The sequence below is a fragment of the Pseudomonas fluorescens genome (assembly GCF_900636825.1).
Lineage (GTDB): Bacteria > Pseudomonadota > Gammaproteobacteria > Pseudomonadales > Pseudomonadaceae > Aquipseudomonas > Aquipseudomonas fluorescens_BG.
Map to the genome: position 1 here is coordinate 3,698,691 of NZ_LR134318.1, position 26,285 is coordinate 3,724,975.

General features: G+C 58.9%; 22 protein-coding genes. 19 read left to right on the top strand and 3 right to left on the bottom strand.

Features of this window, described 5'->3' with window-relative positions; translation table 11 throughout:
• Positions 1–285 precede the first annotated feature (285 nt).
• Both clpA and clpS read right to left on the bottom strand, forming a co-directional pair.
• Positions 286–2,556, bottom strand: coding sequence for an ATP-dependent Clp protease ATP-binding subunit ClpA (clpA, locus tag EL257_RS16700; RefSeq protein WP_016775266.1), 2,271 nt, complete (start codon positions 2,554–2,556; stop codon positions 286–288).
• A gap of 30 nt (positions 2,557–2,586) precedes the next feature.
• Positions 2,587–2,970, bottom strand: coding sequence for an ATP-dependent Clp protease adapter ClpS (clpS, locus tag EL257_RS16705; RefSeq protein ID WP_011334948.1), 384 nt, complete (start codon positions 2,968–2,970; stop codon positions 2,587–2,589).
• Between the two features lie 224 nt (positions 2,971–3,194).
• On the opposite strand from clpS, the gene EL257_RS28215 reads away from it, so the two are divergent.
• Positions 3,195–3,509 carry a cold shock domain-containing protein gene (locus EL257_RS28215; RefSeq protein ID WP_269471989.1) on the top strand — a complete coding sequence of 105 codons (315 nt, stop codon included), beginning with the start codon at positions 3,195–3,197 and terminating at the stop codon, positions 3,507–3,509.
• Between the two features lie 76 nt (positions 3,510–3,585).
• Here the strand turns inward: EL257_RS28215 and icd are convergent, their stop codons facing one another.
• Complete coding sequence (icd, locus tag EL257_RS16715) at positions 3,586–4,842, bottom strand: NADP-dependent isocitrate dehydrogenase (protein WP_126364475.1); 1,257 nt, start codon at positions 4,840–4,842, stop codon at positions 3,586–3,588.
• 481 nt (positions 4,843–5,323) lie between these two features.
• Here icd and EL257_RS16720 point away from each other — a divergent pair, with 481 nt between their 5' ends.
• From EL257_RS16720 to nuoF, 18 genes are all read left to right on the top strand, one after another.
• Positions 5,324–7,549 (top strand): NADP-dependent isocitrate dehydrogenase, encoded by a 2,226-nt coding sequence (locus EL257_RS16720; RefSeq protein ID WP_126364477.1) that lies wholly within the window; start codon positions 5,324–5,326, stop codon positions 7,547–7,549.
• A gap of 166 nt (positions 7,550–7,715) precedes the next feature.
• The gene (locus EL257_RS16725; protein WP_126364479.1) at positions 7,716–8,162 is read left to right on the top strand and encodes an NUDIX hydrolase; all 447 of its coding nucleotides are present in this window, start codon (positions 7,716–7,718) and stop codon (positions 8,160–8,162) included.
• Positions 8,163–8,221: 59 nt separating this feature from the next.
• Positions 8,222–9,346: a tRNA 2-thiouridine(34) synthase MnmA gene (gene mnmA / locus EL257_RS16730; RefSeq protein WP_126364481.1), complete on the top strand. Its 1,125-nt coding sequence runs from the start codon at positions 8,222–8,224 to the stop codon at positions 9,344–9,346.
• Complete coding sequence (hflD, locus tag EL257_RS16735) at positions 9,343–9,966, top strand: high frequency lysogenization protein HflD (protein ID WP_122854414.1); 624 nt, start codon at positions 9,343–9,345, stop codon at positions 9,964–9,966. Before mnmA ends, hflD begins: the two co-directional genes overlap by 4 nt.
• A 126-nt stretch (positions 9,967–10,092) precedes the next feature.
• On the top strand, positions 10,093–11,463 hold the full coding sequence (gene purB, locus EL257_RS16740) for an adenylosuccinate lyase (RefSeq protein ID WP_126364483.1): 1,371 nt from the start codon (positions 10,093–10,095) through the stop codon (positions 11,461–11,463).
• Positions 11,464–11,549: 86 nt separating this feature from the next.
• Positions 11,550–12,719 (top strand): cupin domain-containing protein, encoded by a 1,170-nt coding sequence (locus tag EL257_RS16745; protein WP_126364485.1) that lies wholly within the window; start codon positions 11,550–11,552, stop codon positions 12,717–12,719.
• Complete coding sequence (locus tag EL257_RS16750) at positions 12,712–13,137, top strand: GNAT family N-acetyltransferase (protein ID WP_126364487.1); 426 nt, start codon at positions 12,712–12,714, stop codon at positions 13,135–13,137. Before EL257_RS16745 ends, EL257_RS16750 begins: the two co-directional genes overlap by 8 nt.
• Before the next feature lie 290 nt (positions 13,138–13,427).
• A complete protein-coding gene (locus EL257_RS16755; RefSeq protein WP_126364489.1) occupies positions 13,428–14,189 on the top strand; it encodes a secretin N-terminal domain-containing protein in 762 nt (253 codons plus the stop codon).
• A 475-nt stretch (positions 14,190–14,664) separates the two neighbouring features.
• Positions 14,665–15,990, top strand: a complete 1,326-nt coding sequence (aceA, locus tag EL257_RS16760) for an isocitrate lyase (protein WP_016775277.1) — start codon at positions 14,665–14,667, stop codon at positions 15,988–15,990.
• Positions 15,991–16,351: 361 nt separating this feature from the next.
• The gene (locus tag EL257_RS16765; protein WP_126364491.1) at positions 16,352–17,776 is read left to right on the top strand and encodes an amino acid permease; all 1,425 of its coding nucleotides are present in this window, start codon (positions 16,352–16,354) and stop codon (positions 17,774–17,776) included.
• A 138-nt stretch (positions 17,777–17,914) separates the two neighbouring features.
• Positions 17,915–18,451, top strand: coding sequence for a 2,4'-dihydroxyacetophenone dioxygenase family protein (locus tag EL257_RS16770; RefSeq protein ID WP_126364493.1), 537 nt, complete (start codon positions 17,915–17,917; stop codon positions 18,449–18,451).
• 42 nt (positions 18,452–18,493) lie between these two features.
• A complete protein-coding gene (locus tag EL257_RS16775; RefSeq protein ID WP_126364495.1) occupies positions 18,494–19,405 on the top strand; it encodes a LysR family transcriptional regulator in 912 nt (303 codons plus the stop codon).
• Between the two features lie 32 nt (positions 19,406–19,437).
• The gene (locus EL257_RS16780) at positions 19,438–20,679 is read left to right on the top strand and encodes an aspartate aminotransferase family protein (protein WP_126364497.1); all 1,242 of its coding nucleotides are present in this window, start codon (positions 19,438–19,440) and stop codon (positions 20,677–20,679) included.
• 693 nt (positions 20,680–21,372) lie between these two features.
• Positions 21,373–21,786 (top strand): NADH-quinone oxidoreductase subunit A, encoded by a 414-nt coding sequence (locus EL257_RS16785; protein ID WP_003223812.1) that lies wholly within the window; start codon positions 21,373–21,375, stop codon positions 21,784–21,786.
• A 10-nt stretch (positions 21,787–21,796) separates the two neighbouring features.
• On the top strand, positions 21,797–22,471 hold the full coding sequence (locus EL257_RS16790) for a NuoB/complex I 20 kDa subunit family protein (RefSeq protein WP_016775278.1): 675 nt from the start codon (positions 21,797–21,799) through the stop codon (positions 22,469–22,471).
• Between the two features lie 69 nt (positions 22,472–22,540).
• Positions 22,541–24,325: an NADH-quinone oxidoreductase subunit C/D gene (gene nuoC, locus EL257_RS16795; protein WP_041477079.1), complete on the top strand. Its 1,785-nt coding sequence runs from the start codon at positions 22,541–22,543 to the stop codon at positions 24,323–24,325.
• A 2-nt stretch (positions 24,326–24,327) separates the two neighbouring features.
• Positions 24,328–24,825 carry an NADH-quinone oxidoreductase subunit NuoE gene (gene nuoE, locus EL257_RS16800; RefSeq protein ID WP_003223804.1) on the top strand — a complete coding sequence of 166 codons (498 nt, stop codon included), beginning with the start codon at positions 24,328–24,330 and terminating at the stop codon, positions 24,823–24,825.
• Entirely contained in the window at positions 24,822–26,177 is a 1,356-nt protein-coding gene (gene nuoF, locus EL257_RS16805; protein WP_025108993.1) for an NADH-quinone oxidoreductase subunit NuoF, read from the top strand. The genes nuoE and nuoF overlap by 4 nt, the downstream gene beginning before the upstream one ends.
• Positions 26,178–26,285 lie beyond the last annotated feature (108 nt).

The window sequence follows — 26,285 nt, forward strand, 5'->3', positions numbered from 1 at the left end:
CAGCGAGAGGAGGTGCAGCGAAGCAAACCGGAGGCGCTGCGCCCGGATCGATCCCGCAGCGAAGGAACCCGAGCCTGCGAGGGCCGAACGCAGGAGCAAGCGTTTTTTGCTTACTTTTTTTGGCGTTTGAAAAAAAGTGAGTCGCCGTAAGGGCGAAACCGTAATCAGCCACCCCCGCAGCAACGGATATTCACCCAAACCCCAAACCCCAACCCCAAACCCCAAACCCCATACGACAGACAACAAAAAGGCGCCCGAAGGCGCCCTTTTATCCAACAACAACCATCAAGCCATTTCAGCAGTGGTCTCGAAATCAAAGGTCAACTCACCATCCTTGATATCGATATGAACCACGCCACCATGCTCAGCCAACTCACCAAACAAGATCTCCTCGGCCAACGGACGCTTGATCTTGTCCTGGATCAAGCGCGCCATCGGACGCGCACCCATCGCCGAGTCGTAACCACCGGCCGCGAGCCAACTGCGCGCCGCGTCGGTAACCTCCAGCAACACACGCTTGTCTTCCAGCTGCGCCTGAAGCTCGGTAAGGAACTTGTCCACCACACTTTTGATGACCTCATGACTGAGGCGACCAAACTGGATAATGGTGTCCAGACGGTTACGGAATTCAGGCGTGAAGCTCTTCTTGATCACTTCCATCGCATCGGACGAGTGGTCCTGATGGGTGAAACCGATCGAAGCGCGCGCGGCCGTTTCGGCACCGGCGTTGGTGGTCATGATCACGATCACATTGCGGAAGTCCGCCTTGCGCCCGTTGTTATCGGTAAGCGTCCCGTGATCCATCACCTGCAACAGCAGGTTGAAGACTTCCGGATGCGCTTTTTCGATTTCATCGAGCAGCAATACGCAATGTGGCTGCTTGGTGATCGCTTCGGTCAACAGACCGCCCTGATCGAAACCGACATAACCAGGAGGCGCACCAATCAGACGCGATACGGTGTGACGCTCCATGTACTCGGACATATCGAACCGCACCAGCTCGATCCCCAACGCCTTGGCCAATTGCCGCGCGGCCTCGGTTTTACCGACACCGGTCGGACCTGCGAACAGGAACGAACCGACTGGTTTGTCAGGCGATTTGAGCCCGGCGCGCGACAGCTTGATCGCAGTCGAGAGCGAGTCGATCGCCGCGTCCTGACCAAACACCGTCAGCTTCAGGTCACGCTCAAGATTACGCAGCAGTTCCTTGTCGGAGCTGGTGACATGCTTGGGCGGAATACGCGCGATTTTCGCCACGATGTCTTCGACCTGCGGCACTTCAATACGCTTGACGCGCATCTCGACCGGTTGCAGACGCTGGTAGGCGCCCGCCTCGTCAATCACATCGATGGCCTTGTCCGGCATGTGCCGGTCATTGATGTAGCGCGAAGCCAGTTCGGCAGCCGCACGCAACGACTCATCACTGTATTCGATGTTGTGATGTTGCTCGAAACGTCCTTTCAAGCCGCGCAGGATGCCGATGGTGTCTTCCACCGACGGCTCGACGACATCGACCTTCTGGAAGCGCCGCGCCAAAGCGCGATCCTTCTCGAAGATGCCGCGAAATTCCTGGAACGTGGTCGAGCCGATGCAGCGAATGTCGCCAGACGACAGCAGCGGCTTGAGCAGATTCGACGCGTCCATCACCCCGCCCGACGCTGCACCCGCACCGATGATGGTGTGGATCTCGTCGATGAACAGGATCGCCTGCGGACGTTTTTTCAATTCGTTGAGCAGCGCCTTGAAGCGCTTCTCGAAGTCACCGCGATACTTGGTGCCTGCGAGCAGAGCGCCGAGGTCGAGCGAATAAACAACCGCATTGGCCAGCAGATCCGGCACTTGGTTGTCGACGATGCGCTTGGCCAGGCCTTCGGCAATCGCAGTCTTGCCCACGCCCGCTTCGCCGACCAACAGCGGATTGTTCTTACGCCGACGCGCAAGGATCTGCGCAACGCGCTCGACTTCCGATTCGCGGCCGACCAACGGATCGATGCGACCCTGGCGGGCGAGTTCGTTGAGGTTGCTGGCATAAGCATCCAGAGGGTTGCCTGAAGAAGAAGACTCACCGCCCTCGTCGTCCTGCATATCTTGTTCACCTTCAGAGTGATCGCCATGCCCCGGCACTTTCGAAATGCCGTGAGCGATGTAATTGACGACATCGATGCGCGCCACGCTCTGCTGTTTCAGCAGAAACACGGCCTGACTCTCTTGCTCACTGAAGATTGCAACCAGCACATTGGCGCCGGTTACTTCGCGCTTGCCCGAGCTCTGTACGTGGAAAACAGCACGTTGCAGGACACGCTGGAAGCCCAGGGTTGGCTGGGTTTCGCGATCCTCGTCGTGCACGGGGATCAATGGCGTGGTGGAGTCGATGAACTCCTGCAGGTCGTGCTTGAGTTTGTCGAGGTTTGCGCCGCAGGCACGCAAAACGGTGGCGGCAGCCTCATTATCCAATAGGGCCAGCAGAAGGTGTTCGACGGTCATGAACTCATGACGCTTCGAACGAGCCTCCTTGAAGGCAAGATTGAGGGTGACTTCGAGCTCGCGGTTTAACATAGCTTCACCTCATACCCAAGTGGTCGGCGATTAACCGTCCTTCTCGATTTCACAGAGTAGCGGATGCTGGCTTTCCCTGGCGTACTGGTTGACCTGCATGGCCTTTGTCTCGGCGATGTCGCGGGTAAACACTCCACATACTGCCCGTCCTTCTGTGTGGACGGCCAACATGACCTTGGTCGCCAGCTCGCGATTCAGGTTAAAAAACACCTCGAGCACTTCGACGACGAAATCCATCGGTGTGTAGTCATCATTGAACAAAACCACCTTGTACATCGGCGGCGCCTGTAACGCAGGCTTTGCTTCCTGAACAGCAACGCCTGCCGAATCGTCGTCGTGCTCCTGTGGAAGATCCTTTTGGAGAAGCGGGCGATCCTGATTGAATGTTAGTCGAATCTGGCTGATTGCATGCATGGAAAGAAAGGTTCGTCAGTTGTGCAAATACAGTGGTGGGGGCGGCTGCTCACGTTTTCAACTCCGACTGCCCGGTCACCTTGACTATCGGGAAAACGGTGTTACAACCAATAGAGCCCACAGTGGGTAAAAAAGATCCGCGGAGTCAATTCTTTTATCGAATTCGATTGCGGATGTACTGGATGATACTCCAGCGATGGAGACTGTTGCAGAGGGATTTGAGCATGGCTGTCGGCAAGGTGAAATGGTTCAACAACGCCAAGGGATTCGGTTTCATCAACACCGAAGCCCGTGAAGGCCGCGACGAGGATGGCAAAGACATCGATTTCTTCGCGCATTATTCGGCCATTGAAATGGACGGGTATAAAACCCTGAAAGCGGGTCAGGAAGTGAAATTCGACATCGTGCAAGGCCCCAAAGGCCTGCACGCGGTGAAGATTAAATCGGTGGAGACGGCGAAGGACGCTGAGAAAGCGGCTGAAAAAACAGTGAAACCCGCCATCGACCTCAAGCAGAAAGAGAAAACCCTCATCAGCTGACACTTCAGAACCTTCAGCCAAAAAAAACCGCCCGGCTCATCCATCAGAGCCGGGCGGTTTTTTGTGTAGCTGCATTTTACATGTGCGAAATCAGCGCATCACCGAAGCCCGAAGACGACACCAGCTTCGCGCCATCCATCAGCCGCTCGAAGTCGTAGGTCACGGTCTTGGCCCCGATAGCACCGTTGGTGCCCTTGATGATCAGATCCGCCGCTTCGGTCCAGCCCATGTGGCGCAACATCATTTCTGCAGACAGAATCAGCGAACCCGGGTTGACCTGGTCCTTGCCGGCATATTTCGGCGCGGTGCCGTGGGTCGCTTCGAACATGGCCACGGTATCGGAAAGGTTGGCACCCGGCGCGATGCCGATACCGCCTACTTCCGCCGCCAGCGCGTCAGACAGGTAGTCACCGTTGAGGTTGAGGGTGGCGATCACATCGTATTCGGCCGGGCGCAACAGGATCTGCTGAAGCATGGCGTCAGCGATCGCGTCCTTGACCACAACGTTCTTGCCGGTTTTCGGGTTCTTGAACTGCATCCACGGGCCGCCGTCGAGCAGAGTCGCGCCGAATTCTTCCGCCGCCACTTCGTAGGCCCATTCCTTGAAGGCACCTTCAGTGAACTTCATGATGTTGCCTTTGTGCACGATGGTCAGCGAATCGCGGTCGTTGTCGACCACATATTGCAGAGCCTTGCGCGCCAGACGCTTGGTGCCTTCCAGCGAAACCGGCTTGACGCCGATGCCGCAGTTTTCATCGAAACGGATCTTGGTGACGCCCATTTCTTCTTTGAGGAATTTGATGACTTTGGTGGCTTCCGGCGAACCGGCTTTCCACTCGATGCCCGCATAGATGTCTTCGGAGTTCTCGCGGAAAATGGTCATGTCGACATCGCCAGGCTTCTTCACCGGGCTCGGCACGCCTTCGAACCAGCGCACCGGGCGCAGGCAGACGTACAGGTCGAGTTGCTGACGCAGGGCGACGTTCAGCGAGCGGATGCCGCCACCGACCGGGGTGGTCAGCGGGCCTTTGATGGAGACTACGTAATCCTTGACCGCGTCGAGGGTTTCCTGAGGCAGCCAGGTGTCCTGATCATAAACCTGGGTGGCCTTTTCGCCGGCGTAGACTTCCATCCAGGAAATCTTGCGCTTGCCGCCGTAGGCCTTTTCAACAGCAGCATCGACAACCTTGATCATCACCGGACTGATGTCGACACCAATACCGTCACCTTCGATGAAGGGGATGATCGGGTTATCAGGAACATTGAGAGAATGGTCTGCATTGACAGTGATTTTGTCACCGACGGCTGGAACCTGAATCTTCTTGTAACCCATGCTGAACTCCATTGTTTGGATTGAACATCTGGCTTGCTTCGAGCGTAACCCAGTTAAATCAACACGCAAACCCTATGTTCCGCCGCCGCGCACATCTCGTTTCGTACAAGCCTGAAAGCAAAGGGAAAAGCGCCAAACTCGAGCATTCGTAACGAGTCTTTGCCCATCGCTGCCCTGCGACCTTTAGACCAATGGACGAGAATCGTTGCATATGAACCATCGGCAGATTGCCAGCTACCTATGTATAATGCCGCCCGCTGACCACAGGGTCACGACGGCTGGCCTCTCTAGCACGAGACTTTCCGCCTGATTGGTCGGGTTGTTACCGCAGCCTGACTGCTTGACGCTCTACTGATGCACCCAACATCACCGCGAAGATTCTCGACATTCGGTTCATGGATGACTTTGAACGAACGCGCTTACCCGGCGCCCCTCGAGTTTCTGCGCACGCTTTAGCAAAGAAGAGAGAGTTAATCCGAATATGCCCACCCGCTCGAAGATCATCTATACCTTCACCGACGAAGCTCCTGCCCTCGCCACCTATTCCCTGCTGCCGATCATCGAGGCTTACACCGCCTCGGCCGATATCGCCGTGGAAACCCGCGATATCTCTCTTGCAGCGCGCATTCTGGCAAGCTTCCCCGAGCAACTGGGCGACAAAGCCGTAGCCGACCACCTCGCCGAACTGGGCGACCTGGCCGTTACGCCTGAAGCCAACATCATCAAGCTGCCGAACATCAGCGCTTCGGTGCCACAGCTGCAAGCCGCGATCAAAGAGCTGCAGGCGCAGGGCTACAACCTGCCGGACTACCCGGAAACCGTAACCAGCGATGCCGACAAAGACGCCAAGGCGCGTTACGACAAGGTCAAGGGCAGCGCCGTGAACCCGGTTCTGCGTGAAGGCAACTCTGACCGTCGCGCTCCGCTGTCGGTGAAAAACTACGCGCGCAAGCACCCGCACAAAATGGGCGCCTGGGCCAAAGACTCCAAGTCCCACGTCGCTCACATGAGCACCGGCGATTTCTACGGCAGCGAAAAAGCTGCCCTGATCGACGCCGCTGACGCTGTGAAGATCGAACTGATCGCCAAAGACGGTAGCGCTACCGTTCTGAAAGAAAAAACCACCGTTCAGGCCGGCGAGATCCTCGACTGCGCCGTGATGAGCAAAAACGCCCTGCGTGCGTTCATCGCTGCTGAAATCGAAAGCGCCAAGGCTCAAGGCGTGCTGCTTTCGGTTCACCTGAAAGCGACCATGATGAAGGTTTCCGACCCGATCATGTTCGGCCAGATCGTTGCCGAGTTCTATAAAGATGCGTTGACCAAGCATGCCGACGTACTGAACCAGATTGGCTTCAACCTGAACAACGGCATCGGCGATCTGTATGCGCGCATCAAGGCCCTGCCGGCCGAACAGCAAGCGCAGATCGAAGCGGATATCGCTGCGGTCTACGCCGTTCGTCCATCGCTGGCGATGGTCAACTCCGACAAAGGCATCACCAACCTGCACGTGCCGAGCGACGTCATCGTCGACGCCTCGATGCCAGCGATGATCCGTGACTCCGGCAAAATGTGGGGCACCGACGGTCAATTGCACGACACCAAGGCTGTGATCCCGGATCGTTGCTACGCGACCATCTACCAGGCCGTCATCGAAGACTGCAAAGCCAATGGCGCTTTCGATCCGACCACCATGGGCAGCGTGCCGAACGTTGGCTTGATGGCGAAGAAAGCCGAAGAGTACGGCTCGCACGACAAGACCTTCCAGATCAAGACTGACGGCGTTGTTCGCGTGACCGACAGCAAAGGCAAGCTGCTGATGGAACAGGCTGTTGAAGCCGGCGACATCTTCCGCATGTGCCAGACCAAAGACGCGCCGATCCAGGACTGGGTCAAACTGGCCGTCAACCGCGCTCGCGCCAGCAGCACGCCAGCGATCTTCTGGCTCGACCCGATGCGCGCTCACGATGGCGTGGTGATCGAGAAGGTTCAGGCTTACCTGAAGGATCACGACACCAGCGGTCTGGACATCCAGATCATGGCGCCGGTCGATGCCATGAAGTACACCCTGCAGCGTACTCGCGAAGGCAAGGACACCATTTCGGTGACCGGCAACGTACTGCGCGACTACCTGACCGACCTGTTCCCGATCATGGAACTGGGCACCAGCGCCAAGATGCTGTCGATCGTGCCGCTGATGAACGGCGGTGGCCTGTTCGAAACCGGCGCCGGCGGTTCGGCGCCGAAGCACGTGCAGCAACTGGTTGAAGAAAACTTCCTGCGCTGGGATTCGCTGGGCGAGTTCCTCGCCCTCGCCGCTTCCCTCGAGCATCTGGGCGTGAACTACAACAACCCGAAAGCGCTGGTGCTGTCGAAAACCCTGGATCAGGCCACTGGCCAGTTCCTCGACAACAACAAGTCGCCATCGCGCAAAGTCGGCAACATCGACAACCGCGGCAGCCACTTCTACCTGGCGATGTACTGGGCTCAGGCCCTGGCAGCCCAGACTGAAGACGCTGCACTGCAAGCACAGTTCGCGACTCTGGCAAAAACCCTGACCGAGAACGAGGCAACCATCGTTGCCGAGCTCAACGCCGTTCAGGGCAAGCCAGTCGACATCGGCGGTTACTACCACGCCAATGCCGAGCTGATCAGCAAGGCCATGCGCCCAAGCGCAACCTTCAACGCGGCGATCGCTGCGCTGGTTTAAGGTTGTAACGCGTCAAACAAACCCCGGCCAAGTGCCGGGGTTTGTGTTTCTGATCAAGATTAAAAGATCGCAGCCTTCGGCAGCTCCTACATTGATCCTTGTAGGAGCTGCCGAAGGCTGCGATCTTTTGATCTTCAATGCTCCGAAGACTTAGAGAGGATGATTCATGGAATGGCTCCCCCACATCACCGTCGCCACCATCGTCGAGGACAATGGCCGTTTCCTCATGGTCGAAGAACACAAGGCCGGGCGTAACGTGTTCAACCAACCCGCCGGCCATCTCGATCCGGACGAAACCCTGTTCGACGCGGCGGTGCGCGAAACCCTCGAAGAAACCGGCTGGGACGTCGAGCCCACCGGCGTTATCGGCATTTATCTGTATACCGCCCCGAGCAACGGCGTGACTTATCAGCGCGTTTGCTTCAGCGCAAAAGCCGTCCAGCACCACCCGGACTACCAACTCGATGACGGCATTCTCGGCGCCAAGTGGCTGACCCGGGACGAATTAATGGCTCAACGCGAGAACTGGCGCAGCGAGCTGATCATCCGCTGCATCGACGATTACCTGGCCGGTCATCACTTCAGCCTCGAATTGATCCGCCCTTCTCTTTAGCCTTGAGGCCGTGAGCCTGATAGAATCGCGTCCTTTTTCAAGACACTCATTGAATCCCTATGCGTGATCCAGCCCCTTCTGACACATCCAAGAAGCGCGTCATTGTCGGCATGTCCGGCGGCGTGGACTCTTCCGTTTCCGCACTCCTGCTGATCGAGCAGGGTTATGAAGTGGAAGGCCTGTTCATGAAGAACTGGGAAGAAGACGACGGAACGGAATACTGCACCGCCATGGACGACCTGGCGGATGCCCAGGCTGTCTGCGACAAGATCGGCATCAAGCTGCACACCGCCAACTTCGCCGCCGAGTACTGGGACAACGTGTTCGAGCACTTCCTCGCCGAGTACAAGGCCGGGCGTACGCCGAACCCGGACATCCTGTGCAACCGCGAGATCAAGTTCAAAGCGTTCCTCGACTACGCGATGATGCTTGGAGCCGACCTGATCGCCACCGGCCACTATGTGCGCCGCCGCGACATCGACGGCCGCACCGAACTGCTCAAGGGCCTCGATCCGAACAAGGATCAGAGCTACTTCCTGCACGCCGTCGGTGGCGAACAGATCGCCAAGACCCTGTTCCCGGTCGGTGAGCTGGAAAAGCCGCAAGTGCGCGAAATCGCCGAGAAATACGAACTGGCTACCGCCAAAAAGAAGGATTCCACCGGGATCTGCTTTATTGGCGAGCGGCGTTTCAGCGATTTCCTCAAGCAATACCTGCCAGCCCAGCCCGGCGAGATCAAAACCACCGAAGGCGAAGTCATCGGCCGCCACCACGGCTTGATGTACCACACCATCGGTCAGCGCCAGGGCCTGGGCATCGGCGGTTTGAAAGACGCTGGCGATGAGCCCTGGTATGTGCTGCGCAAGGATCTCGACACCAACGAGCTGATCGTCGGTCAGGGCAACAACCACCCGTGGCTGTTCTCCAGCGCCCTGCTCGCCTCGGAAATCTACTGGGTCAACCCGGTCGACCTGAGCCAGCCGCTGCGCCTGACGGCGAAAGTGCGTTATCGCCAGAGCGATCAAGCCTGCACCCTGGAACAAACCGCCAACGGCTACCGCGCGGTGTTCGACGAACCGCAACGCGCGGTGACGCCGGGCCAGTCCGTGGTGTTCTACGACGGTGAAATCTGCCTTGGCGGCGGCGTGATCGAAGTCGCCGAGCCGTGGAGCGGCCAGGCATGAGTCCGACCCAGGAGCAACTGACGGCCCTCGGCGGGGTGTTTCTCGCCGCCGTGCTGGTCGACCGCATCGCCAAGACCGGCCAGACCAGCGAAGCCGGCCTGAGCTGCATGCTTGGCAGCCTGCTGGTGCGCGACCCAAAGGACACGCTGGACGTCTACGGCGGCGACGACCTCAATTTGCGCGAAGGTTACCGCGCGTTGATCGGCGCTCTTGAACGCGATCCGAGCACCTTGCAGCGCGAGCCGCTGCGCTATGCCCTGTCGATGCTCGGTCTCGAGCGGCAGCTGGCCAAGCGTGACGACATGCTCGACACGATCGGCAAGCGTCTGCCGCAGATCCAATCGCAGGTCGAGCATTTCGGCCCGGCCCACGAGAATGTTGTGGCTGCCTGCGGCGCGCTGTATCAAGACACCTTGAGCACCTTGCGCCAGCGTATTCAGGTGCACGGCGACATGCGCAACCTGCAACAGCCGAGCAACGCCTCGAAGATCCGCGCCCTGCTACTCGCGGGCATCCGTTCGGCGCGCCTGTGGCGTCAGCTCGGTGGTCATCGCTGGCAGCTGGTGATCAGCCGCCGCAAGTTGCTTAAAGAGCTTTATCCGTTGATGCGCAGCGAGTAAACGCCGCGTCATGAAGGCTTTGTAGTCTGTAACGCGTAATACGCCGGTCAGTTGGCGACGGACCGGCGGATTTTTTCATGTATGATACGCGCCCCATTTCGTTGCCCGACTGTCCGAGAACACCCCATGCAGCTCTCTTCGCTCACTGCGGTTTCCCCTGTTGACGGCCGCTACGCCGGCAAAACCCAGGCCCTGCGCCCGATTTTCAGCGAGTACGGCCTGATCCGTGCGCGCGTTCTGGTTGAAGTGCGTTGGCTCCAGCGCCTGGCCGCTCACGCTGGCATCCCTGAAGTGCCGGCCTTCTCTGCCGAGGCCAACGCCGTTCTCAATGAACTGGCTGAAAACTTCTCGCTGGAGCACGCCGAGCGCGTCAAAGAGATCGAGCGCACCACCAACCACGACGTCAAAGCGATCGAATACCTGCTCAAGGAGCAGGCGGCCAAGCTGCCGGAGCTGGCCAAGGTCAGCGAGTTCATCCACTTTGCCTGCACCAGCGAAGACATCAACAACCTGTCCCACGCCCTGATGCTGCGCGAAGGCCGTGACGACGTGATGCTGCCGCTGATGCGTCAGACCGCCAACGCCATCCGCGAACTGGCCATCCGTTTCGCCAACGTGCCGATGCTGTCGCGCACTCACGGTCAGCCGGCGTCGCCGACCACGCTGGGTAAAGAACTGGCGAACGTGGTTTACCGTCTCGAGCGTCAAATCGCTCAGGTCGCCGCCGTGCCACTGCTGGGCAAGATCAACGGCGCCGTCGGCAACTACAACGCGCACCTCTCGGCCTACCCGCAGATCGACTGGGAAGCCAACGCCCGCGCCTTCATCGAAGACGAGCTGGGTCTGGGCTTCAACCCGTACACCACGCAGATCGAACCGCACGACTACATCGCCGAGCTGTTCGACGCGATCGCGCGCTTCAACACCATCCTGATCGACTTCGATCGCGACATCTGGGGCTACATCTCCCTGGGTTATTTCAAGCAGCGCACCATCGCTGGCGAAATCGGTTCGTCGACCATGCCGCACAAGGTCAACCCGATCGACTTCGAAAACTCCGAAGGCAACCTGGGCATCGCCAACGCACTGTTCCAGCACCTGGCGAGCAAATTGCCGATCTCCCGCTGGCAGCGCGACCTGACCGACTCCACCGTACTGCGCAACCTCGGTGTCGGCTTCGCTCACAGCGTGATCGCTTACGAGGCCAGCCTCAAAGGCATCAGCAAACTCGAACTCAACGAGCAGAAGATCGCCGCTGACCTCGACGCTTGCTGGGAAGTGCTGGCCGAGCCGATCCAGACCGTGATGCGCCGCTACAACATCGAAAACCCGTACGAAAAGCTGAAAGAATTGACCCGTGGCAAGGGCATCAGCCCTGAAGCGTTGCAGACTTTCATCGATGGCCTGGACATGCCAGCCGAAGCCAAAGCCGAGCTCAAGCAACTGACTCCGGCCAACTACATCGGCAACGCTGTGGCACAAGCCAAACGCATCTGATCGACCGTTTGCCCCGTTTGAGACGCCCGGCCGCGCCGGGCGTTTTTATTCCCGTCTGAAAAGTGCTTTTTTTCAATAGGTTACATATGAATTCCGATATTCCTCTTCAACTTCTGGGCGGCCTCACAGCACGCGAATTCTTGCGCGACTACTGGCAGAAAAAGCCACTGCTGATCCGTCAGGCGATTCCTGACTTCGAAAGCCCGATCGACGCCGACGAACTGGCCGGCCTGGCCCTGGAAGAAGAAGTCGAATCGCGTCTGGTCATCGAGCATGGCGAGCGCCCTTGGGAATTGCGTCGCGGCCCGTTCGCTGAAGACGAGTTCAGCAAATTGCCGGAAAAAGAGTGGACGTTGCTCGTTCAGGCAGTCGATCAATTCGTGCCGGAAGTCAGCGAGCTGCTGGAAAACTTCCGCTTCCTGCCAAGCTGGCGCGTCGATGACGTGATGATCAGCTTCGCCGCGCCGGGTGGCAGCGTCGGCCCGCATTTCGACAACTACGATGTATTCCTGCTGCAGGGCCACGGCAAGCGCAACTGGAAAATCGGCCAGATGTGCGATTCCGAAAGCCCGCTGCTGCAACACGCGGATCTGCGCATCCTTGCTGAATTCCACGAAACCGAAGAGTGGACGCTGGAACCGGGCGACATGCTCTACCTGCCGCCGCGTCTGGCCCATTGCGGCGTCGCGGTCGACAATTGCATGACTTACTCGGTCGGCTTCCGCGCGCCGAGCGCCGCTGAGGTGCTGACCCACTTCACCGACTTCCTCAGCCAGTTCCTGACTGACGAAGAGCGCTACACCGATGCCGACGCCAAGCCAGCGGCCGACCCGCATCAAATCCAGCACGATGCACTGGATCGTTTGAAGAGCCTGCTCGCCGAACACATGAGTGACGAACGTCTGTTGCTGACGTGGTTTGGCCAATACATGACCGAGCCGCGCTACCCGGAACTGGTGGTCGGCCCGGAAGACGTCGAAGAGGAAGATTTCCTCAGCGCTTTGCAAGATGGCGCCGTGCTGATCCGCAATCCAAGCGCGCGTCTGGCGTGGTCCGAAGTCGATGACGACCTGCTGTTGTTCGCCAGCGGCCAGAGCCGTTACCTGCCGGGCAAACTGCGCGAACTGCTGAAGCTGATCTGCGCCGCCGATGCCCTGCACGCCGACAATCTCGGCGAGTGGCTGAACGACGAAGACGGCCGCGGCCTGCTGTGCGAACTGGTCAAGCAAGGTAGCCTGGGGTTTGCTGATGAATAAAATTCGCGTTCGTGTCGCAGACTGGCAGAAGGATATCGCCGAGATCCGGCGCATTCGTGAAACGGTGTTCATCGCCGAACAATCGGTCCCGCCCGAGCTTGAGTGGGACGCGGATGACGCGACCGCCGTGCATTTTCTGGCGTTCGAAGGCGACTTTCCGATTGGTACTGCGCGATTGTTGCCCGATGGGCACATTGGTCGTGTTTCGGTGCTGAAAGACTGGCGCGGGATGAAGGTTGGTGATGCGCTGATGCAAGCGGTCATTGCCGAAGCCGAAGCGCGCGGCTTGCAGCAACAGATGCTCAGCGCCCAAGTGCAGGCCACGGCGTTCTATGAGCGCCTGGGCTTCAGCCTGGTCAGCGAGGAATTCCTCGAGGCCGGGATCCCGCATGTCGATATGGTTCGGCATTCGGTCTGAACCCCGCCATGATCGTTCCCACGCTCTGCGTGGGAACGATCATGTAAAACGCCCCGCCATCTCACGATGCCGGGGCGTTTTGCTGTCTACGATTCAACTTGCCCCATCCCGAGCCGACAAACTGCAACAACAGCAAACCTGTAGGAGCTGCCGCAGGCTGCGATCTTTTAGGCTTCAACACAATAAACGCGGCGTCGTTTTGATATCGTGGGCTGAGGAGCAAGGGCAAGATCCAGAAATCGCAGCCTTCGGCAGCTCCTACAGAAATCTATTCAGCGGAGATAACGGATATGTCCCTACGCACCCTGCTCACCACCTTGCTGCTCGGCTGCAGTATTTCGGTGATGGCAGCCACAGAAGTTGTCCCTCTGAAATACCACACCAGCGCCGACATGCTGCCGGTGGCGCAGGATTTTCTCGGCCAGGACGGTAAGGTCAGCGCTTACGGCAATCAACTGATCGTTAACGCCGAGCCCGGCAGGATTCAGGAACTCAAGGATCTGCTGACGCAACTCGACACCGCCCCCAAACGCCTGCTGATCACCGTCGACACCAACGAAAACAACGGGCGTGGCGATGAAGGTTATGCGATTAACGGTGGGCAGCCGAATCAGACCCGCATCATCAGCCGCAGCACGACCAGCCGTAACGGCGGCGTTCAACAGATCCAGGCCAGCGAAGGCGCGCCGGCGCTGATCCAGGTCGGGCAAAGCGTGCCGATCACCAACGTCCAGAGCGATTCCTACGGCGGCTACAACAGCGATACCCAATACCGCAACGTCACCCAGGGTTTTTACGTCACTGCCAGCGTCACTGGCGACACCGTTCATCTGGCGATCAGCACCAACCGTGACCGGATGAGCCAGGAACGTTCCGATGTAGTGAACGTGCAAAGTACCGACACAACCGTCACCGGACGCCTTGGCGAGTGGATCACCCTCGCCGGCGTCAACAGCCAGACCCAGGCTGACAAACAGGGCCTGACCCGCAGCTACTCGACTCAAGGTCGGGATGACATGACCTTGCGGGTCAAAGTCGACACCTTGGACTAAAGCACCGAAAACTGACTGATTAGTCGTATTAGACGAAAGATGTAGTGCTTCAAAAAAAGCACTACAAAACGTTTGACGAGGCAAAAAAGCGAAGGCATGATGGCCTCGCTCCCGCTAATCAGGGGCCCTGGCAAGGGCCTTCGAAGCGATGTTCGCACCTACCCCGCGAGCCGCTTCGTGTCTGTACCGCCCACAAGGTGTGTTTGACGAGGTTGCCGACTGGAACGAAGTTGTCCCGAGGGACGGAAGCGTATTTAGGTAACCCGGCTTCACGCTGTTGTTCGTATAAAGGCCCACGACGCCCGAATATGTTCTGCAGTGCGCCACTACCTGCTCACTTCCCCTCGAGCCCATCGTTCATCCCGTCGCCTTCCCCGTCAGACCCGACTTGACCACCTAAGCTTCTGGTCAGCGAGCGCAGGAATTTTCCACCGCAGAACAACTTTTCATAAAAGACGCGACGAGGTTTATCTCCATGGCACTGACACGCGAACAGCAAATTGCAGCCCTCGAAAAAGACTGGGCTGAAAACCCGCGCTGGAAAGGCGTGACACGCACTTACTCCGCTGCTGACGTGGTTCGTCTGCGTGGCTCGGTCCAGCCTGAGCACACCTTTGCGAAGATGGGCGCCGAGAAGCTGTGGAACCTGGTGACCCAGGGCGCCAAGCCGTCCTTCCGTCCTGAGAAAGATTTCGTCAACTGCATGGGCGCCCTGACCGGTGGCCAGGCTGTTCAGCAGGTCAAGGCCGGTATCCAGGCCATTTACCTGTCCGGCTGGCAGGTTGCTGCGGACAACAACTCCGCCGAATCCATGTACCCGGACCAGTCGCTGTACCCGGTGGACTCGGTACCAACCGTGGTCAAGCGCATCAACAACTCGTTCCGTCGCGCCGACCAGATCCAGTGGAAAGCCGGCAAGAACCCGGGCGATGACGGCTACATCGACTACTTCGCGCCAATCGTAGCGGACGCCGAAGCCGGTTTCGGCGGTGTACTCAACGCCTACGAGCTGATGAAAAGCATGATCGAAGCCGGCGCCGCTGGCGTTCACTTCGAAGACCAACTGGCTTCGGTAAAAAAATGCGGTCACATGGGCGGCAAGGTTCTGGTGCCAACCCAGGAAGCCGTACAGAAGCTGACCGCTGCCCGTCTGGCGGCCGACGTTGCCGGTACACCGACCATCATTCTGGCCCGTACCGACGCCAACGCTGCCGACTTGCTGACCTCCGATTGCGACCCGTACGACCAGCCGTTCGTGACTGGCGAGCGTACTCAGGAAGGTTTCTACAAAGTCCGCGCCGGTCTCGACCAAGCGATCGCCCGTGGCCTGGCTTACGCGCCGTACGCCGATCTGATCTGGTGCGAAACCGCCAAACCGGATCTGGAAGAAGCACGTCGCTTCGCTGAAGCGATCAAAAAGGAATACCCGGACCAACTGCTGTCGTACAACTGCTCGCCTTCCTTCAACTGGAAGAAAAACCTGGACGACGCGACCATCGCCAAGTTCCAGCGCGAATTGTCCGCCATGGGTTACAAGCACCAGTTCATTACCCTGGCCGGTATTCACAACATGTGGCACAGCATGTTCAACCTGGCGCACGACTACGCCCGCAACGACATGACTGCTTATGTGAAACTGCAAGAGCAGGAATTCGCTGACGCCGCCAAGGGTTACACCTTCGTTGCGCACCAGCAGGAAGTGGGCACTGGCTACTTCGACGACATGACCACCGTGATCCAGGGCGGCTCGTCCTCGGTGACTGCGCTGACCGGTTCGACCGAAGAAGAACAGTTCCACTGATACTGCTTCACTGAGCAAACGGCCTCTGCGGATCGGATACAAAGCTAACCGCAGAGCCGCAAGACTGACGCCCCGACTGGTTCGGGGCGTTTTTTTTGCCTGCAATTCAACCTCGCCCCCGGCCCTGTAGGAGCTGCCGAAGGCTGCGATCTTTTAAATCCGATTTAGAAAAGAACAAAATCAAAAGATCGCAGCCTTCGGCAGCTCCTACATAGATGGCCAATACCTGTGACGACAGTTCACACCCTCTTTGAACCGTTTGGGGCTAATACCCGATGCTCTGAGCGCTTAGGGTACGGCCATCGCCGTGTCGTTGCGGCGCTACGACAATAATAAAGACGCTCATTCGAGGTACAAGCCGATGCGTGATGACAAAGACAAGGCTAACAACGAGCTAGGGAATGGCTTGAAAGGGCGACAGGTCACGATGATTTCCATCGGCGGCGTCATTGGCGCCGGCCTGTTCGTGGGCTCGAGCAATGCCATCGCCACGGCCGGCCCGGCGGTGTTGATATCGTATGTCTGCGCCGCGATCATCGTGGTACTGGTCATGCAGATGCTCGGCGAGATGGCGACCGCGCGGCCGGACACCGGGTCGTTCTCTTCCTATGCCGATCAGGCGATCGGTCGCTGGGCCGGGTTCTCCATCGGCTGGCTGTACTGGTGGTTCTATGTTCTGGTGATCGCCATCGAAGCGATCGTCGCCGGCAACATTCTCGGCGACTGGTTGGGCATTTCCCACTGGATAGCCGCCTTCGGCGTCACGTTTGCGTTGATTCTGTGCAACAGCCTCAGCGTCGGTTCATTCGGCACACTGGAATATTGGTTGTCGCTGTTCAAAGTCGTGTCGATCGTCGGTTTCATCATTCTCGGCGTGCTGGCGATCTTCGGCATTTTGCCGGGCTCATCGACCAGCGGGATTTCCAATCTCTGGGCGAATGGCGGTTTTGCGCCCAACGGCAATGTAGCGATTGTCGCCGGCCTGCTGACAGCGATGTTCAGTTTCCAGGGCAGCGAAGTGGTAACCATCGCCGCTGCTGAATCCAAAGATCCGAAAGCCAACATCAAGAAAGCCATTCGCGCGGTGGTCTGGCGACTGGGCTTGTTCTACCTCGGTTCGATGTTTGTGGTGGTGTGCCTGATCCCCTGGAACAACCCGGATCTGGCGCAAGGTTCCTATCAGGCGGTGCTGAGCGCAATGAACATTCCGTGGGCGCCGCAGATCATGGGGATTGTCGTGCTGGTGGCAGTCACCAGTTGCCTGAACTCGGCGATCTACACCGCTTCGCGCATGGCGTACTCACTGGCACGGCGCGGCGATGCACCGAATGCAGTGTCACACACCACCCGCAACGGTGTGCCGCTGCTGGCCGTGGCACTGACATCGGTTGCTGCACTGACGGCCCTGACCGCCAACTATCTGCTGCCCAAGCAGGTATTTCAGTTTTTGCTGGCCACCAGCGGCGCGCTGGCGCTCTTGATGTATCTGGTGATCGCCGTCACGCAACTGTGCATGCGTCGCAAACTGGTGGCGCAGGGCAAAAAGCTCGAAGTGCGGATGTGGATGTTCCCCTATCTGACGATCCTCACCATCGGCTTCATCCTCGCTGTATTCGCGATCATGGCGGCCTTCCCCGGCCAGCGTGCGGAACTGCTTTCAACCCTCGGCCTGACCACAGTGCTGGTGATCATCGGCGCGTATTTGCAGAAGTCCCAGCCGGAGCTATCGGCTCGACGCAGCGCGATGTCGCCGGTTGAACCGGTCACGCCGCCAGTGCTGGCCTGAAGTCGCACGCTGCTGTGACCGAGCGTCACAGCGAGTGTGCCGGCAAGCCTCTTTTTCACCGCTGAACGCCAGCCTAATCTGCTTGAAACCCCGGCCTGCAACCGGCCGGGGCTCATCAAAACCTACAAGGAAAGCCTCATGAGTATCGCGCCAAAACCTGACGAACTGGCCATCCCTTATCAACTGCCGCAAGTGCCGTACATGCCGCCCGACATGGTGCACCCCGGCGTACTCGGCAAATGGCTGGAAGACGATCAACTGTGGGTGCCGGTGACCGATTCGGTGTCATTCAAACCGCTGCTGCTGAGTGTTTCCGGCGGCTACTACATCAACCTGCTGCGCGTGCGCAAAAGTGGCGTGCTCTCCCGTCACCGTCACACTGGCGGGGTGCACGCTTTGGTACTCAAGGGTCGCTGGTACTATCTGGAGCATGACTGGGTCGCCGAGGAAGGTTCGTTTGCATTCGAGCCACCGGGCGAGACTCACACCCTGTTCGTGCCGGAAGATGTCGAAGAAATGATTACCTGGTTTCACGTACAGGGCGGCTACACCTACGTTGACCCGCAGGGTGTAGCGGTCGGCTACGAAGACGTTTTCACCAAACTGGAAACGGCCCGCGCGCATTACCAAAAGCTCGGGCTGCCAGACGATTACATCGAACAGTTCATTCGCTGATCCGCACAGTGGCAGGCGTCTGACCGATACGGGAGGCAAGCATTGGATAACTACTCGCAGCTGCTGGCGTTTCTATGGGCCACCGAGCACGGTAATTTTTCCGCGGCCTCTCGCGCCCACGGTCTGACGCCTTCGGCCATCAGCAAGTTGATTTCGCGCCTGGAAGACCGCTTGCAAGTGCGCCTGTTTCAGCGCGGCACGCGCAGCCTGTCGCTGACCGAAGAAGGCGCCGCCTATCTGGTCAGCGCCCGCGCGGTAATCAATGCCATGGCTGAAGCCGATTCATTGGCCGAAGCATTTCCGACGCGGGTCAGCGGCACGCTGCGGATTCACACGATGTCGACCTTTGCCAAACACCAGATCATCCCATGGCTGCCGGAATTTCTCGCGGCCTACCCCGGCCTGACGATCGACATCCAGATCGGCGCGCAATTCTCCGATCAGTTCGATCAAGGCCTGGATCTGGCCATTCACAGCGGCGTGCTGCCGGACTCCACACGCATTGCCCGCAAGATTGGCCAGAGTCGCTGGATCATCTGCGCCTCGCCGCAGTATCTGGCCCGCCACGGAACGCCCGAACGCCCGCAGCAATTGCTTGATCACACCTGTTTCAGTTTTGGCTTCAACAGCGTGTGGAATGACTGGGATTTTCTCGTCGATGGCAGCCCGGCCAGCATCCCGGTGATTCCCAAAGCCACCTTCGCACAGGGCGATCTGCTTCGGGATCTGGCGCTCAGCGGCGCGGGCATTGTGCGCCTGGCCGAGTTTCACATCGGCCAGGATATCCGCGAAGGTCGCTTGATCCCACTGCTGCAAAGCTACAGCCCGGACAGCTTCGAACCGATTTACATGATCTACACCAATCGCAAGCACCTCAGCCCCAGGATCCGCGTGTTCCGCGACTTTCTTGAACAAAAACTCGCGCAGAGTCCGTGGAACACCGAGCGCGGCTGATCGCTCACCCATTAATAAGCACAGAGGCTTCTATGCGTAACCTGATTGGCGATGTTTCCAGCGCCGCGCGCATTCTTCCAGAACTCAATGGCGAAACCCTGTTTATCCGCAACGGCAAAGACGCTTTTGTGTATGACGATCAAGGTCGCCGCTATATCGACACCGCGCTTGGCTTCGGCGCTGTGCTGCTGGGGCACGCCAACAGCGACGTCAACGAACAAGTAGCGGCAGCGTTGGCCGATTCCGCCGCGCCATCATGGGCTCACGTTCGTGAACATGCGGCGGCCACTACGCTGGCGGCGCACACCGGCGCGCTAAGCAAAGTGATTTTCACCAACTCCGGCAGCGAAGCGGTGCATCTGGCCTGCCGCGCCGCCCGCGCCTATACCGGGCGCGGGCGGATCGCGAAAATGGCGGCGGGCTTCGACGGTTGGTTCGATGACGTCAGTTTTGGCAATGTGTCATCGGATGAAGCGAATTTCGCCGACGGCCAGCGCCCCGTCACGCCGCGCACCACGTTGCTGCGCTTCAATGATTTTGATGATGTCGAGCGATTGTTTGCGGAGAATTTGGACATCGCGGCAGTGATTCTCGAACCGATGCTCGCCAATGCCGGCTGCATCATGCCGGCGCCGGGCTATCTGCTGCATGTGCAGGAAGTGGCGCATCGACATGGCGCCCTGGTGATCTGTGACGAAGTGCTGATGGGGTTCCGCTTGTTCGCGGGGCTCGCGGGGTTGCAGGCAGGACTGGATCCGGACATCGCCAGCGTCGGCAAGGCGATCGGTAATGGTGTGCCGGTCTCGGCGATAGTCGGCAAGCCGCACATTCTTGCCGGTTTCGAAGAAGGTCGCGTCCTGCGTGGCGGCACGTTCAGCGGCAACCCGATGGCGTGTGCGGCAGTGACCAGCACCTTGGCGCAACTGGATGATGCGGATTATCAGCGTTTGATTGCGCGGGGTGAGGCGTTGCGTGTTTCCGTGGAGGCCTCGTTCAAGGCGCACGGGATGACAGTGAGCACCAGTGGTTACGGCAATGTTTTCGGGATCTGGCCGTCAGCGCAGGCGCCGACCAGCTATGCCGAGGCGCTGGAGTGTGGTGATGCAGAATTCAGCAAAGCGTTGCATCTGGCGTTGCGGGAACTCGGGGTGCTTGTAATGCCCTCGCCGTACGGGCGCGTTTATCTGTCGTTTGCGCATGATGATGAAGTGGTTGAAGAAATGAAGGCTGCGTTTGAGGCGGCGGCCTCTAAGCTGGCCGGGCGGTTTGGCTGAAAGAATTGGGGGGGTCAGGCCTGGCGTGCAAGGCGTCGGGTCTGGCGGTTAAGATCCACCGCTTTCGCGAGCAGGCTCGCTCCCACCGGGTTCTTTGGTGTCCACAAAATTCCGGACACATCACAAAACACTGTGGGAGCTGGCTTGCCAGCGATAGCGGTGGTTCATTCAAATCTACAGTGACTGACTGGCCGCCATCGCTGGCAAGCCAGCTCCCACAGGGTTCTCGGTTGGAGACAAGACGTCCGGCCCACCACAGCTCGCACCCACAGGGATCCGCGTCGTTCGGTCAAAACACTGATCCAGAGCGTTAGCGGCTTATGAAAATCGTGTAAAACGTCCGCCGTCGCTACATGCAGTAACGTGCAAGTAAGACAACTTCCCAACTGGCTTCCCGTTAAACAGTTACAAAACCGGCTCAAACGATATCAATTATCATTTAGCCGCAACTATGTTCGTTACATTTCAAACAAAACATATTTCGTCCAAACCCGGCTAATGCCCGCAACGCATGGGCCGCAGGGGCTCGGAGCGACGCTATGTCCTTATTCCAATAAATAATTTCGCTATAGGAATTTTACTTGCCGGGTGTTTAGCCATAAAATCAGCCCGATTGATTGCTGCGACATATCGTCACTGCCTTATTTCTTTATCAAGCTCAGAGACCTTTGCTCTCTGTTAAGGATTACCAGCATGCCCGAAGCGACAGGACTCATGGCCCACAACTGGGGCTTTGCCATTTTCCTTCTGGGTGTCGTCGGCCTGTGTGCCTTCATGCTTGGCGTCTCCAGCCTCCTTGGGTCAAAAGCCTGGGGTCGCAGCAAAAACGAACCGTTCGAGTCGGGCATGCTACCTACCGGTGGCGCCCGCTTGCGGCTCTCAGCCAAATTCTATCTGGTCGCGATGCTCTTCGTGATCTTCGATATCGAAGCCCTCTTTCTCTTTGCATGGTCTGTGTCCGTCCGCGAAAGCGGCTGGACCGGATTCGTCGAAGCTCTCGTTTTCATAGCAATTCTGTTGGCAGGTCTTGTCTACCTGTTCCGAGTGGGCGCCCTTGACTGGGCTCCGGAAGCTCGTCGCAAGCGGCAGGCGAAGCTGAAACAATGAGGCTTTGGCAATGCAATACAATCTCACCAGGATCGACCCCGATGCTCCTAACGAGCAGTATCCGATTGGCCAGCGGGAAACCGTTGCCGATCCGTTAGAAGATCAAGTCCACAAAAACATTTTCATGGGCAAGCTGGAAGACGTGCTGAGTGGCGCGGTCAACTGGGGGCGTAAAAACTCCCTGTGGCCGTACAACTTCGGCCTGTCGTGCTGCTACGTGGAAATGACCACCGCCTTCACGGCGCCCCACGACATTGCGCGCTTTGGCGCCGAAGTGATCCGGGCTTCGCCGCGTCAGGCCGACTTCATGGTTATCGCCGGGACCTGCTTCATCAAGATGGCGCCGATCATTCAGCGTCTCTACGAGCAAATGCTCGAGCCGAAATGGGTTATCTCCATGGGTTCGTGCGCCAACTCCGGTGGCATGTACGACATCTACTCCGTGGTTCAAGGGGTGGACAAGTTCTTGCCCGTGGACGTCTACGTACCTGGCTGCCCGCCCCGTCCGGAAGCATTTCTGCAAGGTTTGATGCTGTTGCAGGAATCGATTGGACAGGAGCGTCGTCCGCTTTCCTGGGTCGTTGGTGATCAAGGCGTGTACCGCGCCGACATGCCTTCGCAGAAGGAACAGCGCCGCGAACAGCGAATCGCAGTCACCAATCTGCGCAGCCCTGACGAAGTCTGATCCAGATCTGTTCTTAGTAACGAGAAGCTGGCTTCATTCTTTACGTTGACCGAAAGCGAAAAAATAACCATGACTACAGGCAGTGCTCTGTACATCCCGCCTTACAAGGCAGACGACCAGGATGTGGTCGTCGAACTGAACAACCGTTTTGGCGCCGAAGCGTTCACCGCTCAGGCAACCCGCACCGGCATGCCGGTGCTGTGGGTGGCCCGCGCCAAACTGGTTGAAGTCCTGACTTTCCTGCGCAACCTGCCCAAGCCGTACGTCATGCTCTATGACCTGCACGGCGTGGACGAGCGTCTGCGCACCAAGCGTCAAGGGCTGCCAACCGGCGCCGATTTCACCGTGTTCTATCACCTCATGTCGCTGGAGCGTAATAGTGACGTGATGATCAAGGTTGCCTTGTCCGAGGGCGACCTCAGCATGCCTTCCGTTACCAGCATCTGGCCGAACGCCAACTGGTACGAGCGCGAAGTCTGGGACATGTTCGGCATCGACTTCAAAGGCCACCCGCACCTGTCGCGCATCATGATGCCGCCGACCTGGGAAGGTCACCCGCTGCGCAAGGACTTCCCGGCGCGCGCCACCGAATTCGATCCGTACAGCCTCAACCTCGCCAAGCAGCAACTCGAGGAAGAAGCCGCACGTTTCCGTCCGGAAGACTGGGGCATGAAGCGTTCCGGTGCCAACGAGGACTACATGTTCCTCAACCTCGGCCCGAACCACCCTTCCGCGCACGGTGCGTTCCGCATCATTCTGCAGCTGGACGGTGAAGAGATCGTCGACTGCGTTCCAGACATCGGTTACCACCACCGTGGCGCCGAGAAAATGGGCGAGCGCCAGTCCTGGCACAGCTATATTCCGTACACCGACCGCATCGACTACCTCGGCGGCGTGATGAACAACCTGCCGTACGTGCTCTCGGTCGAGAAGCTGGCCGGCATCAAGGTGCCGCAGAAGGTCGACGTCATCCGCATCATGATGGCCGAGTTCTTCCGTATCACCAGTCACTTGCTCTTCCTGGGTACCTACATCCAGGACGTCGGTGCCATGACCCCGGTGTTCTTCACTTTTACCGACCGCCAGAAGGCGTACACGGTGATCGAAGCCATCACCGGTTTCCGTCTGCACCCGGCGTGGTACCGCATCGGTGGCGTTGCCCACGACCTGCCGCGTGGCTGGGAAAAACTGGTCAAGGATTTCGTCGAGTGGATGCCCAAGCGTCTGGACGAATACACCAAGGCTGCGCTGCAGAACAGCATCCTCAAGGGTCGTACCGTCGGCGTCGCGGCCTACAACACCAAAGAGGCCCTGGAATGGGGCGTCACCGGTGCCGGCCTGCGTTCGACCGGTTGCGATTTCGACCTGCGCAAGGCGCGTCCGTACTCGGGCTACGAGAACTTCGAATTCGAAGTGCCGCTGGCCGTTAACGGCGATGCCTACGACCGCTGCATGGTTCGCGTCGAAGAGATGCGCCAGAGCATCAAGATCATCGACCAGTGCATGCGCAACATGCCGGAAGGCCCGTACAAGGCGGATCACCCGCTGACCACGCCGCCGCCGAAAGAGCGCACGCTGCAGCACATCGAAACCCTGATCACGCACTTCCTGCAGGTTTCGTGGGGCCCGGTCATGCCGGCCAACGAATCCTTCCAGATGATCGAAGCGACCAAGGGCATCAACAGTTATTACCTGACGAGCGACGGCGGCACCATGAGCTACCGTACCCGGATCCGCACCCCGAGCTTCCCGCACTTGCAGCAGATCCCTTCGGTGATCAAAGGCAGCATGGTCGCGGACTTGATTGCGTACCTGGGTAGTATCGACTTCGTTATGGCCGACGTGGACCGCTAAGCATGAACAGCACGCTTATCCAGACAGACCGTTTCACCCTGAGTGAAACCGAGCGCTCGGCCATCGAGCACGAGCTGCATCACTACGAAGACCCGCGCGCGGCGTCGATCGAAGCCCTGAAGATCGTTCAGAAGGAACGCGGCTGGGTGCCGGACGGCGCCCTCTACGCGATCGGCGAGATTCTCGGCATCCCGGCCAGCGACGTTGAAGGCGTGGCGACGTTCTACAGCCAGATCTTCCGTCAGCCGGTCGGCCGCCACATCATTCGCGTCTGCGACAGCATGGTCTGCTACATCGGCGGCCACGAATCGGTGGTCAGCGAAATCCAGAACAATCTGGGCATCGGCCTGGGTCAGACCACCGCCGACGGTCGTTTCACCCTGCTGCCTGTCTGCTGCCTCGGCAACTGCGACAAGGCACCGGCATTGATGATCGACGACGACACTTTTGGCGACGTGCAGCCTGCTGGCGTGGCCAAACTGCTCGAGGGCTACGTATGACCCTGACATCTTTCGGTCCTGCCAACCGCATTCAGCGTTCGGCCGAGACTCACCCGCTGACCTGGCGTCTGCGCGATGACGGCGAAGCCGTGTGGCTCGACGAGTACCAGGCCAAGAACGGTTACGCCGCTGCACGCAAAGCCTTCGCCGACATGGATCAGGACGCCATCGTCCAGACCGTGAAAGACGCGGGCCTCAAAGGCCGCGGCGGTGCAGGCTTCCCCACCGGCGTGAAGTGGGGGCTGATGCCCAAGGACGAATCCATCAACATCCGTTACCTGCTGTGCAACGCGGATGAAATGGAGCCGAACACCTGGAAAGACCGCATGCTGATGGAGCAACTGCCCCATCTGCTGATCGAAGGCATGCTGATCAGTGCGCGCGCGCTGAAAACCTACCGTGGCTACATCTTCCTGCGTGGCGAATACACCACCGCCGCCAAGCACCTCAACCGTGCCGTGGAAGAAGCCAAGGCTGCGGGCCTGCTGGGCAAGAACATTCTGGGCAGCGGTTTTGATTTCGAACTGTTCGTCCACACCGGCGCCGGGCGTTACATCTGCGGTGAAGAAACCGCACTGATCAACTCCCTCGAAGGCCGCCGCGCCAACCCGCGCTCCAAGCCGCCCTTCCCTGCCGCCGTGGGCGTGTGGGGCAAGCCGACCTGCGTGAACAACGTCGAAACCCTGTGCAACGTGCCGGCGATCATTGCCGACGGCGTTGACTGGTACAAATCGTTGGCCCGCGAAGGCAGCGAAGACATGGGCACCAAGCTCATGGGCTTCTCCGGCAAGGTCAAGAATCCGGGCCTGTGGGAACTGCCGTTCGGCGTCACCGGTCGCGAGCTGTTCGAAGACTACGCCGGCGGCATGCGCGACGGCTTCAAGCTCAAGGCCTGGCAGCCAGGTGGCGCCGGTACCGGCTTCCTCCTGCCAGAACACCTCGACGCACAAATGTACGCCGGCGGTATCGCCAAAGTGGGCACCCGTATGGGTACCGGCTTGGCCATGGCGGTGGACGACAGCGTCAACATGGTCTCGCTGCTGCGCAACATGGAGCAGTTCTTCGCCCGTGAATCGTGCGGCTTCTGCACCCCGTGCCGTGATGGCTTGCCATGGAGCGTCAAGCTCTTGATGGCCATCGAACAAGGCCGCGGTCAGCCAGGCGACATCGAGACCCTGCTGGGTCTGGTCAACTTCCTCGGCCCGGGCAAGACCTTCTGTGCTCACGCACCGGGTGCCGTGGAGCCGTTGGGCAGTGCCATCAAATACTTCCGTCCAGAGTTCGAAGCCGGTATCGCGCCCGCAAGCGCTGCCGTCCCGCCTCTGGCAAGGCCGATCGTAGTCGGCGCGTAAACGCTTAAAAAGGTGAAGGGTCCGTGCCCTTCGCCTTTCGTCCGATGACGCCTTTCGGGGCTGACTGGATTCGGACGGATAACAAGATTCCATTAGCCACGCCCGCTG